A 10,164-nucleotide genomic window follows, 5' to 3' on the forward strand; every position below is an offset into this window, starting at 1 on the left:
CCGCATGACGCACGTGGAGCTCACCGCGGAGCTGGTGCGGGACCTGGTCCGCGACCAGCACCCCGACCTCGCCCACCTCCCGGTGCGGTTGGGTGCGCGTGGCTGGGACAACCAACTGTGGCGGCTGGGCGACGACCTGGCCGTCCGGCTTCCCTGGGCGACCGGCGACGCCGACGTGCTGCTGCGCAACGAGCACCGCTGGCTATCGACGCTGGCCCCGCGCCTGCCGCTGCCGATCCCCGTCCCGCAGCGACTCGGCGAGCCCTCCGAACGGTTCCCGAGGCCCTGGCTCATCACCACCTGGGTGCCGGGCGCTCCCGCCGACCGGCACCCCGTCACGCGCGCGGCGGACGCGGCCCGATCCCTGGCCGGGTTCCTGACGGCCCTCCATCAGCCCGCCCCCGAGGACGCGCCCGCGGGCCGGGACCGCGGCGGCCCGCTGGCCGACCGTGCCGAGGGATTCGCCAAAGGGCTCGCGTACGCCACCGCGCAGGGGCTGATCCCCGACCCGGACGCGGTCCGCGCCGTCTGGCACGACGCGGTCGACGCTCCACGATGGACCGGCCCCGCGCTGTGGCTCCACGCCGACCTGCACCCGGCCAACGTCCTCACCGCCGACGGCACCATCCGCGGTGTCGTCGACTTCGGCGACCTGTGCGCGGGCGACCCGGCGTACGACCTCTCCTCCGCCTGGCTCCTGCTGCCGGACGACACCACCGACCTGTTCTACGCGGCCTACGAGCCGGTCGCGGACACCGCCACCATGCGCCGCGCCCGCGGCTGGGCGATGGCCCGCGCCCTGAGCGGCATCCTGATCGGCGCCGACGGCGGACCCGGCGGAAAGCCCACCTGGGGTCCGCCCGCGCAGGCCGCGCTGCGCCGCCTCGTCACGCGTACGCGATGCCCGCGATCTGGGTGTTGAACGTGATGAACGGGCTGTGCAGCCGGTACGGCTCGATGTCGACCCGGGCGAATCCGGCGGCCCGCAGCAGGCCGGCCAGGTCCCGTTCGCACGAGCACCCCTCGAAGGTCCAGGCCCACGGCCGGCGCAGCATCCGCTGGAGCGCGCGGGTGGGCGAGCCGGGACGGGCGGCGACGTGCTCCACGAAGCGGAAGGTGCCACCCGGGCGCAGGACGCGGCGGACCTCGGCCAGGACCTCGGCGGGGTCGGCCACCGTGCACAGCACGAGCGAGGAGATCACGCTGTCGGCGCTCTGGTCGGGCAGGTCGGTGCGCTCGGCCGACCGCTCGCGCAGGTCGAGCCGCACACCGCGACGCGCGGCGGCCGCCCGCAGCCGCCGGTGCATGGGTGCGTTGGGCTCGATCGCGACGAGGGTGGATCCCGGCCGCAGGTAGCGCAGGTTGGCGCCGACCCCGGAGCCGAGCTCGACCACCGTCTCGGGCAGGTCCGCGAACACCCGCCGCTTGTGCCGGCGCACGTGCCATTCGATGTACGGGCCCAGCGCGCTGAAGAACGCGGCGTTGAAGGGCCCACGCCCCTTGTTCACGACGAAGCCGGTCACTGTCACGACATCCACTCTGCGCCGGTGACCGCGGGCGTGTCAGGCGTAGAACTACCCCATCTGGTCCCGCCACCACGCCGCGACCTGGGCGCGGGACCGGAAGCCCAGGCGCAGGCGGATCCGTTCGACGTGCCCCTCGGCCGAGCGCTCGTCGATACCCAGGCGCGTGGCGATCTCCCGGTTCGTCAGCCCCTGGCTCACCAGGCCGGCCACCTCGCGTTGGCGGGCCGTCAGGCCGCTGCGCCGGCCGACCGGCAGGCCCAGGAACCGGCGGACCACCCGGACCAACTCGTCCCGGTCACCCGCGTACGGGAGGTGCGAGCGGCCGGGCAGCAGCACGAGCCGAGCACCGTCGATGCCGGCGGCGAGCGCCTCGGCCTGTGCGACAGGCGCGGCCCGGTCGCCGGTGCGGTGCACCACCAACGTCGGCGCCCGCACCTGGTCGAGGCGGTCGGTGACGTCGAGCTCGTAGCTCAGCGCCAGCAGCTCCCGGGCGGTCGCCGCACTCGAACAGGCGCGCTGGTAACGGGCGAGCTCGGCCCGCGTCGAACGGTCCGCGTCGGGGGCGAAGATGTCGGTGAGCACGTCCGACCCGAGCCCCCAGTGCGCCTCGACCAGACCCAGGACATGATCGCGTACGCCCGGCGGGGACAGGTCGTCGCCGCGCGCCCAGCCGCCGTAGAGCACCAGGCGCCGCACGGTGTCGGGATGGGCCGCGGCCCAGGCGACGGCCACCGGGGCGCCCATCGACGTGCCCATCAGGTCGAAGGGCTCGTCCAGTGTCGCCGCGACCGCGGCCAGTTGTTCGAGCTCGAACGCCAACGACGCCGGCCGGTCCGCGGCCGGCGACAGCCCCGAGCCCGCGCGGTCGTAGCGCACGAGCCGGCAGCCCTGCGCGAACCCCTCGTAGAGTGCCCGCTCGGCCGGCAGCTCCCAGCTGCGTTCGAGGTGGGATAGCCAGCCCATCACGTAGACCAGCGGCCGGCCGGCACCGATCGAGGCGTAGCACAGGGCGGTGCCACCGTCCAACGCCACCCGATCGATCCGCTGCCGCACGTACCTAGTGTGCTTCGAGCACGAAGGGAATGAAGCCCAGCAACGCGGCCCGTCCGCCGATGCGCGGCGGAAGAAGCGACGAAGCGCCCTGGCTGATCCTGGCACAGCGGAGCCACACGCTTACTCAAGCCGTCTCAACGCCGAGTACGTCGAATTGATCAGCTATGGGGGGTTTTGTTCGTATTGAGCTTATTCAAAGCAAGTGAAGGACGCTCGCGACCGATACCTGACACTCGGGTCGGCGTCGTGCGGCCAGTGTTACGATTTAGGTAACATGAAACCATGCAGCTCGACTATGCGACGCGAGACCTGGAGCGGGTCTGCACCAACGCTCGTCGGATGCAGGCCGCCTACGGTGAGATTGTCGCCAAGAAACTGAAGCTCCGGCTTGCTGAGTTGTCCTACGTCGATGAGATGGCGGACGTGTTGGGCGGGCGGGGGCGTTGGGAGGAGCTCACGGGTGATCGCGCGGGGCAGTGGTCGGCGCGGCTAACCGCGAACTGGCGGCTGATCGTTCGCCCCGAAAAACGCGACGTGATCACGGCGGTCATCGTCGAGATCATCGACTACCACTAGGCATCCAGGGGGGAGAGGAGCAGAACATGTCCACCACACTGGATTACGTCGTCACCACCGGCGATTTCATCGCCGAGTGGATGGAGGACGAAGGCATCAACGCCGCCGAGCTGGCGCGCCGCCTCGGCGTGACACCCAAGCATGTCAGCGAGCTGTTGAGCGGCAAGGCACCGCTGTCGCACCCGCTTGCCCTCGCATTGGAGCGCGTGACGGGTATCCCCTCGCGCCTGTGGAACATGTACGAGTCCGGCTATCGCGACGCCCTCGCCCGTGAGGCCGCAGGCGTCGATCTCGAAGCGCAGTACGAGCGAGCCAAGGAGTTTCCGCTTTCGTTCCTACGCAAGTGGGGTTTCATCACTGCGTCCGCTCGGGATCGGGCGGACACCGTTCGCCAGTTGCTCGGAGTGCTGGGCGTGGCGAGCCTTGAGGCTTTCGACGCCACGTGGACGCGAGGGAGCGTGGCGTATCGTCGCGCCGCCGCGAGGCGGGAGGATACGCCGGCGCTCGCGGTCTGGTTGGCGCTGGCTGAGCGTCACCACGATGGGCTTCGCGACGTCCCCGCGTTCGACCGATCGGGGCTGGAGGCATTGATACCCAGGCTCCGCGCGCTGACTCGACAGGAACCTGTAGCCGCGATCGAGGAGACCGCCACCGTTCTTCGTGCCGTCGGCGTCGTGCTCTGCTTCATCCCGGCTGTGCCGGGACTGGGCATCCATGGAGCCACGCGATGGGTCAGCGGGCACCCCGTCGTCCAACTCTCAATTCTTTGGAAGAGCGACGACCAACTCTGGTTCACCCTTTTCCATGAGCTCGGACACGTACTTCTGCACGGCGAGAAAGAGCTCTATCTCAACGGCGAGCAGAGTGCTGCCGAGGACGAGGCGAACGCGTACGCCTCCGATGTCCTTATCCCACCCTCGTTCGAGCGCCGACTACCGCGCAACCGCGACCTCGCGGCCGTGCGGCAACTCGCTGACCAACTGGGTATCGCGCCGAGCATTGTGCTCGGTCGCGCCCAGCGGAAGAGCAAGGACTATGGCTGGGGGCATGGTTTGAGGCGGAAGCTCGAGTTCCAGATGAAGCGGTCCCGCAGCTGAATCACGGGCTAGCTTCGGCTAGGCGCCGGGTGCCCGGAAGTCGACCGCCGCCCGGGCTGCCTGGTCGACCTCCTCGGGCGTCAGCAGGACCACGGTCTTGGTGTCCAGGGCGCCGCTCGCGCCCACGGCGATCGACAGGGCGGCCGCCGCCTTGTTGTCGGGCAGGTCGCAGATGATGTAGACGTCGTGGTCGCCGAAGCTGTAGTACATCGCCTCGACGCGGCCGCCGACGCTTTCGGCCGCCTTGTGCGCGGCGTCGACCCGACCGCTGCCGCCGTCCTTGAGCAGCCCACGGCGGCCCTCGGGGGTGTACGCCGCGGTGAACAGGAATTTCGCCATAAACCCTACGGTAGTAGGACTTCGTGCAGCCGTGCGGCGAACTCCGCCGGCTTGCCCGCGTAGCCGTACTCGCCGCCCAGGAAACCGCCGTGGTGGCTCGGGAACACGACGGCCTCCTGGCCGAGCAGCGCCGCCATGCCGGTGGCGGTGCGCGCGGTGTACGTACCCGCCGACTCCTCACCGACCGCGACCACGACGCGGGTCGGCGCGGCCGTCAACGCCGCCTCGTCCGGGCGGTAGTCGGTGACCGCCCACGAGGCCTGCGACAGCAGCGGATCGTCGCGCTTGCCGTCGTCCTCCGTGGACATGCCGAACATCGCGGGGTCGGGCGCGGGCTGCGCGAAGTACTCGTCGGTGAACTCGCCCTGCCACGAGGTCATCGCGATGAACGCGGCCATGCCCGCACCGGTGCCCTTCGCCTGGTACGCCTCGAAGAAGCCGGACCGGGCCCGTTCCGCTGCGGCCGCGTCGGGCAGCACGACGTTGATCGGCGGCTCGTGCGCCACCAGCGTGGCGACGTCGCCGGGATGGGCCGCGACCAGTTCGAGCCCGGTGACCGCCCCGCCGCTGCTGCCGAACACGTCGACCGGGCCCGTGCCGAGCGCCTCGATCAGCAGGTGCAGGTCGGCGGCCTGCTGCTGCGGCGTGTGGTCCGTGCGGCCGTCGGTCCTGACGCTGCGACCCAGGCCCCGAGGGTCGTAGGTGACGACCGTCCGCTCCGGGAAGTGCGCGGCGAGCGCCGCGAAGCCGTCTCCCGTCATCGGCTGGCCGATCATCAGCAGCACGGGCCGTCCGTCGGTGGGCGGCAGCGGGCCGCGTACGTCGTAGACCAGGTCGACGCCGGGCAGGGCGAGGGTGTGCGTCTCCATGCCAGTCATGCGGCCGAGCCTACGACCGATCAGAGCCACCGGGGGTACGACGCAGCCGGCGCGACAGTACAGCGTTTGCTGTATCGTCCGTGGCGTGGAGACGTTGACGCACGGTCAGGTGCTGGCCCGGTTCGGGCACGCGTTGTCGGATCCGACCAGGGCGCGGCTGCTGCTGGCGTTGCGCGACGGCCCGGGCTATCCGGCGGAGCTGGCCGAGTTGGTGGGCACGACCCGGCAGAACCTGTCGAACCATCTGTCGTGCCTGCGCGGCTGTGGCCTGGTCGTCGCGGTGCCGGAGGGTCGGCGGACCCGTTACGAGCTGGCCGACCAGCGCCTCGCGCACGCCCTCGGTGACCTGCTCGGCCTGGTCCTGGCCGTCGACCCGGTGGCCTGCCCCGACAGCGCGGAGAAGGGCTGCTGCTGATGCTGGTCGGCCAGGAGTCGGCGCGGCGGGCGGTGCTCACCCGGCGCGTGCGGCTGCTGGTCGCCGCCACGATCACGTACAACGTGGTCGAGGCCGTCGTCGCGATCACCGCCGGGACGATGGCGTCGTCGACCGCGCTGATCGGCTTCGGGCTGGACTCGGTCATCGAGGTGTCGTCCGCGGCGGCGGTGGCGTGGCAGTTCGCCGGACCGGACCCGGAGGCCCGCGAGAAGGTCGCCCTGCGGGTCATCGCGTTCTCGTTCTTCGCCCTCGCGGCGTACGTCACCGTCGAGTCGGTCCGGGCGCTGGTCGGCGGTGCCGAAGCCGCGCACTCCAGCGTCGGGTTGGTCCTGGCGGCGGTGTCGCTGGCGGTCATGCCCGGCCTGTCGTACGCCCAGCGCCGCGCCGGCCGTGAGCTCGGCTCGCGGTCCGCGGTCGCGGACTCCAAGCAGACGCTGCTGTGCACCTACCTGTCCGCCGTGCTGCTGGTGGGCCTCGCGTTGAACAGCCTGTTCGGCTGGTCCTGGGCGGACCCGGTGGCGGCGCTGGTCATCGCGGCCGTAGCGATCAGGGAAGGCCGCGAGGCCTGGCGCGGCGACGCCTGCTGCGCCGTACCCCAGGCCGACGGTTGTGCACCCGGCTGCTCGTGCTGAACGGTGCCTGCACCCCGATACCCTGCTCGCGTGGTTCATGATGACGTGCCCGAAATGAACAGGCGCTCGCCCCACCTCGTCCTGGTCGCCCTGGCGATTCTGCTGGGCGCGCTGGCCGGCGGCGTCGGCGGCTGGCTGCTCGCGCAGGACGGCCACGACGACGCCTCGGTCGAGGCCGGCTTCGCCCGCGACATGTCCTCGCACCACGCCCAGGCGGTCGAGATGGGCATGCTCGCCCACGGCCGCTCCGCCGATGCCGAGGTACGCACGCTCGGCGGCGACATCGCGCTGACGCAGCACGGTCAGATCGGCATCATGCAGACCTGGCTGCGCGACTGGGACCTGCTGCCCACCGGCGAGCAACGCCCGATGGCCTGGATGGCCAGCCACGAGGGCCACGCCGCGGACGGCCCGATGCCCGGCATGGCCAGCCAGGAGGAGCTGGCCCGGCTCCGCACCGCCACCGGCCGCGACTTCGACGTCCTGTTCGGACAGCTCATGCTCCGCCACCACCTCGGCGGCATCGCGATGGCCGACGCCGCACTGGCACAGAGCGACGACGAGGACGTGCGCTGGCTCGCCGAGAGCATGAAATCCGGCCAGCAGTCCGAGCTCGGCGCCCTGACGCAACTCCTCGACCGCAAGGGCGCCAAACCACTGTGACCGTCGCCCACGTGCTGCTGCACAGCCCGCTGGTAGGCCCGTCGACCTGGGCTCCGGTGGCGCGGCGGCTGCCGGGCGCGGTGGTGCCGTCGTTCCTGGGCCTCGCCGACGCCGAGCCGCCGTCCTGGCCGTTCGTCGCCGAGACCGTGGCCGCCGCCGTCGCGCATCTGCCACCAGGCACCGGGGTGGTCCTGGTCGCACACAGCAACGCGGGCCGGTTCATGCCCGTCGTGGTGGACGCGGTCGGCCGCACCGTCGAGGCCTGTCTCTTCGTCGACGCGTCCCTGCCCGCGCGCTCCGGGACGACCGACGCCGTCGCCCTGGCCCTGCTCGACGTCGTCCGTGGCAAGGCGGAGAACGACCGCCTGCCGCCCTGGCCACAGTGGTGGGACGAGGCTGACATCGCCCCGATGTTCCCGGACGCGGAGACGATGCGCGCCGTCGGTGCCGAAGCGCCGCGGTTGCCACTCTCGTTCTTCGCGCAGCGGATCCCCGTCCCGGCCGGCTGGAACGACGGCATCCCGTGCGGCTACCTCGGGTTCGCGCCGCCGGGGCAGGACGGCGACGACGAGAAGGCGCGCGAGGCCCGGGCGCGCGGCTGGCGCGTCGCGCACCTCCCGGGCCTGCACCTGCACCAACTCGTCGACCCCGATGCCGTCGCGGCGGCGATCGAGGACCTGTCCCGCTAGGCGCCGATGCCGATGAACGCCGCCGGCCTGATCCCCGGCGCTCCCAACCGCACCGCCTCCCGCCGGCCACCCCGGGCGATGGGTCGGGTCACCGGTCGGTAAGGGCGCCGAGCACGGTCGGTGGCAAGGGCTGGTCGCTGTAGAGCAGTCGGATCGCTGTCGGGTCCGGGTTGCCGGCGTCCGGGCCGCGCCAGACGCGGCTCAGGCCGAGGCGTTCGACCGAGCGCAACGACCGGTCGTTGCCTTCGAGCAGGTAGGCGGTGACCGGGAGGTCGGCGCGCTGCCGGCGTGCGGCGACGATCCCGGCCGCGCTGATCTCCTGTGCGTATCCGCGTCCCCACCAGGACGGGCAGAGGCGGAAGCCGAGGTTCCACGCGACCCCGTAGCGGACGGCGCAGCCGCCGATCCCGACGAACTCGTCGCCGTCCCAGGCGGTCCACATGCCGAGGCCGTCGCGGGCCCAGGCCGCCCGCCAGCTCTCAATCAGCTCCGCGGTCCGGGCCGGGACTTCGTGGCGGCTCAGTGGGTCCGGGCGCCAGACCCGCTCGTCGGAGTAGAGGTCGAACAGCCGCCCCAGGTCCGCGGGCGAAGGCACCCGCAGCACCAGGCGCTCGGTCGTATGCACCACGTCGTCGCCCACGGAAACCGATGATGGGCGACGATGGCCAACCAAGCCAGTCGAATTCCGGTCAGTCGCCGGCGAGCGCGGCGTGGACCGAGGAGACCGCGCTCGCGCCCTCGCCCACGGCGGTGGCCACCCGTTTGATCGAACCCGCGCGGAGATCGCCGACCGCGAACACCCGCGCGGCGCTCGTCTGGAACGGCAGCCCGCCGTCCGTGCGCACGAAGCCGTTCTCGTCCGTGGCGATGCCCGACAGCCAGCCCGACATGGGTCGGGCGCCGATGAAGCAGAACAACGCCCCGGACTCCAGGCGGTCCTGCCGTCCGTCGGGCCGTTCGACGACCACCGACGTCAGCCGGTCGTCACCGGTGAGCTCGCGGACCGCGCTGCCGGTGTGCAGGCGGATCAGGGGGTGGGCGCGGATCCGGTCGGTCAGGTAGGACGACATCCGTGCCCCGAGGTCGGTGCCGCGGAGGACCAGGTTCACCGTCGCGCCGTGGCCGGCCAGGGACAGGGCCGCCTGCCCGGCCGAGTTGGCGCCGCCGACGACCGTCACCGGCTGGTTCTCGTACCCTCGGACGTCCAGCTCTGTTGCCGCGTACCGGATGCAGCCGGTCTGCTCGAACGCCGACCAGCGCGGGACGTCCAGGCGCCGGTAGTCCGCGCCGGTCGCGGTGATGACCGCGCGGCAGTCGATGCGTGCGCCGTTGTCGAGCAGCACGGCCGGCCGTCGGTCGTCCGTGAGATCCACGCCGGCGACCGCGCAAGGCGAGTAGATCCGCACGCCGAACTTGAGTGCCTGCACCATCGTCAGGCGGGTCAGGTGCTCGCCGCTGACGCCCTGCGGGAAGCCCAGGTAGTTCTCGATCCGGGCGCTTTTCGCGGCCTGACCACCGAGCCCGGTGCGGTCGAGCAGGATCGTGTCGAGGCCCTCGGACGCCGCGTAAACGGCGGCGGCCAGTCCGGCCGGGCCGGCGCCGACCACGACGAGGTCGACCGGCCGTCCGTCGGTCCGGTAGGTGAGGCCGAGCATCGAGGCGAGCCGGAGCGGGGTCGCGCGGCGCAGCGCCGCACCGTTGACCACCGCCGCCGGAAGCTCGTCCGCGCCGAGCCCGGCCTGGCCCATCAGCGCACGCCCGGAGGGCGAGTCCGCGTCGTACCAGGAATGGGGGAGGAGCAACTGGGTGACGTACGTGCGCAGGTCCAACGTCGCGGCGGCGTCCGGTCGGCCCACGAGCTCCAGTGCGTTGCCCGCGGCACCCGGGCCGTCAGGTAGACGTGCTGGCCGGTCAGCAGGTTGAGCTCGCCCAGGAAGTCGCCGGGGCCGGCCTGGTAGATCAGGCGCTCCGGCTCGATCGCGGTCGTGTCCCGGACGATGTCGACGGCCGCGGTCCGGAGCAGGAAGAAGTCGTACGAGAGGTCACCGGACGTGAACAGGTCACGCCCGGCCTCGACCCGCTCCTCGGCTCCGTAGCCGGCGAGCCGGCGGAACTGCTCGTCGTCCAGGATCGGCCCGCGGTCCACTAGGCGGTCTCGCGCGCCGCTCGGAGGACGTAGCTCGGGAGCGTCTGCCAGGCCGGGGCACCGGAGGCCGGCCGCTGGGTGACGGTGTTGAAGCCGCCGCTGTCGGCGAACGCGATCGTGGGCACCATG

General features: G+C 71.9%; 15 protein-coding genes. 7 read left to right on the plus strand and 8 right to left on the minus strand.

What is annotated here, in order from left to right:
• Positions 1-4 precede the first annotated feature (4 nt).
• A complete protein-coding gene (locus tag BLV39_RS11100) occupies positions 5-922 on the plus strand; it encodes an aminoglycoside phosphotransferase family protein (RefSeq protein ID WP_090789900.1) in 918 nt (305 codons plus the stop codon).
• On the opposite strand, the gene BLV39_RS11105 is transcribed toward BLV39_RS11100, so the two are convergent.
• On the minus strand, positions 888-1,529 hold the full coding sequence (locus tag BLV39_RS11105) for a class I SAM-dependent methyltransferase (RefSeq protein WP_204082923.1): 642 nt from the start codon (positions 1,527-1,529) through the stop codon (positions 888-890). The two genes, BLV39_RS11100 and BLV39_RS11105, sit on opposite strands and share 35 nt — an antisense overlap.
• A gap of 45 nt (positions 1,530-1,574) precedes the next feature.
• Complete coding sequence (locus BLV39_RS44740) at positions 1,575-2,579, minus strand: alpha/beta fold hydrolase (RefSeq protein WP_090789904.1); 1,005 nt, start codon at positions 2,577-2,579, stop codon at positions 1,575-1,577.
• Between the two features lie 282 nt (positions 2,580-2,861).
• On the opposite strand from BLV39_RS44740, the gene BLV39_RS11115 reads away from it, so the two are divergent.
• Positions 2,862-3,155, plus strand: coding sequence for a type II toxin-antitoxin system RelE/ParE family toxin (locus BLV39_RS11115; RefSeq protein ID WP_090789907.1), 294 nt, complete (start codon positions 2,862-2,864; stop codon positions 3,153-3,155).
• A 26-nt stretch (positions 3,156-3,181) separates the two neighbouring features.
• Positions 3,182-4,252, plus strand: a complete 1,071-nt coding sequence (locus BLV39_RS11120; protein WP_090789910.1) for an ImmA/IrrE family metallo-endopeptidase — start codon at positions 3,182-3,184, stop codon at positions 4,250-4,252.
• 18 nt (positions 4,253-4,270) lie between these two features.
• Here BLV39_RS11120 and BLV39_RS11125 read toward each other — a convergent pair whose 3' ends face one another.
• A complete protein-coding gene (locus tag BLV39_RS11125) occupies positions 4,271-4,591 on the minus strand; it encodes a GYD domain-containing protein (protein WP_090789912.1) in 321 nt (106 codons plus the stop codon).
• 5 nt (positions 4,592-4,596) lie between these two features.
• Complete coding sequence (locus BLV39_RS11130) at positions 4,597-5,469, minus strand: alpha/beta fold hydrolase (protein ID WP_239083952.1); 873 nt, start codon at positions 5,467-5,469, stop codon at positions 4,597-4,599.
• Between the two features lie 85 nt (positions 5,470-5,554).
• Here BLV39_RS11130 and BLV39_RS11135 point away from each other — a divergent pair, with 85 nt between their 5' ends.
• Genes BLV39_RS11135 through BLV39_RS11150 form a run of 4 tightly spaced genes read left to right on the plus strand, consistent with a single transcriptional unit; the run spans position 5,555 to position 7,889 of the window.
• A complete protein-coding gene (locus BLV39_RS11135; protein WP_176984850.1) occupies positions 5,555-5,884 on the plus strand; it encodes an ArsR/SmtB family transcription factor in 330 nt (109 codons plus the stop codon).
• Positions 5,884-6,537 carry a cation efflux transmembrane domain-containing protein gene (locus tag BLV39_RS11140; protein WP_090789916.1) on the plus strand — a complete coding sequence of 218 codons (654 nt, stop codon included), beginning with the start codon at positions 5,884-5,886 and terminating at the stop codon, positions 6,535-6,537. The genes BLV39_RS11135 and BLV39_RS11140 overlap by 1 nt, the downstream gene beginning before the upstream one ends.
• A 30-nt stretch (positions 6,538-6,567) precedes the next feature.
• Positions 6,568-7,200: a DUF305 domain-containing protein gene (locus tag BLV39_RS11145; protein ID WP_239083951.1), complete on the plus strand. Its 633-nt coding sequence runs from the start codon at positions 6,568-6,570 to the stop codon at positions 7,198-7,200.
• On the plus strand, positions 7,197-7,889 hold the full coding sequence (locus BLV39_RS11150) for an alpha/beta fold hydrolase (protein WP_090789920.1): 693 nt from the start codon (positions 7,197-7,199) through the stop codon (positions 7,887-7,889). The genes BLV39_RS11145 and BLV39_RS11150 overlap by 4 nt, the downstream gene beginning before the upstream one ends.
• Before the next feature lie 88 nt (positions 7,890-7,977).
• Here BLV39_RS11150 and BLV39_RS11155 read toward each other — a convergent pair whose 3' ends face one another.
• From BLV39_RS11155 to BLV39_RS44745, 4 genes are read right to left on the minus strand one after another with little or no spacing between them, the layout of a single operon-like run.
• Positions 7,978-8,529, minus strand: coding sequence for a GNAT family N-acetyltransferase (locus BLV39_RS11155; protein ID WP_090789922.1), 552 nt, complete (start codon positions 8,527-8,529; stop codon positions 7,978-7,980).
• Positions 8,530-8,578: 49 nt separating this feature from the next.
• A complete protein-coding gene (locus tag BLV39_RS11160) occupies positions 8,579-9,745 on the minus strand; it encodes an NAD(P)/FAD-dependent oxidoreductase (protein WP_176984851.1) in 1,167 nt (388 codons plus the stop codon).
• Positions 9,637-10,035: a cyclic nucleotide-binding domain-containing protein gene (locus tag BLV39_RS11165; protein WP_090789926.1), complete on the minus strand. Its 399-nt coding sequence runs from the start codon at positions 10,033-10,035 to the stop codon at positions 9,637-9,639. The genes BLV39_RS11160 and BLV39_RS11165 overlap by 109 nt, the downstream gene beginning before the upstream one ends.
• On the minus strand, positions 10,035-10,163 hold the full coding sequence (locus BLV39_RS44745) for a hypothetical protein (RefSeq protein ID WP_275414310.1): 129 nt from the start codon (positions 10,161-10,163) through the stop codon (positions 10,035-10,037). Before BLV39_RS44745 ends, BLV39_RS11165 begins: the two co-directional genes overlap by 1 nt.
• Position 10,164 lies beyond the last annotated feature (1 nt).

The organism is Asanoa ishikariensis (assembly GCF_900107455.1).
GTDB lineage: Bacteria > Actinomycetota > Actinomycetes > Mycobacteriales > Micromonosporaceae > Asanoa > Asanoa ishikariensis.

What these genes read in the sequence shown, in the direction of transcription:
- BLV39_RS11130 (WP_239083952.1), bottom strand. Translation starts at nt 5,469, where the DNA reads ATGACTGGCATGGAGACGCACACCCTCGCCCTGCCCGGCGTCGACCTG.
- BLV39_RS11115 (WP_090789907.1), top strand. Translation starts at nt 2,862, where the DNA reads ATGCAGCTCGACTATGCGACGCGAGACCTGGAGCGGGTCTGCACCAAC.
- BLV39_RS11125 (WP_090789912.1), bottom strand. Translation starts at nt 4,591, where the DNA reads ATGGCGAAATTCCTGTTCACCGCGGCGTACACCCCCGAGGGCCGCCGT.
- BLV39_RS11100 (WP_090789900.1), top strand. Translation starts at nt 5, where the DNA reads ATGACGCACGTGGAGCTCACCGCGGAGCTGGTGCGGGACCTGGTCCGC.
- BLV39_RS11140 (WP_090789916.1), top strand. Translation starts at nt 5,884, where the DNA reads ATGCTGGTCGGCCAGGAGTCGGCGCGGCGGGCGGTGCTCACCCGGCGC.
- BLV39_RS44745 (WP_275414310.1), bottom strand. Translation starts at nt 10,163, where the DNA reads ATGGTGCCCACGATCGCGTTCGCCGACAGCGGCGGCTTCAACACCGTC.
- BLV39_RS11120 (WP_090789910.1), top strand. Translation starts at nt 3,182, where the DNA reads ATGTCCACCACACTGGATTACGTCGTCACCACCGGCGATTTCATCGCC.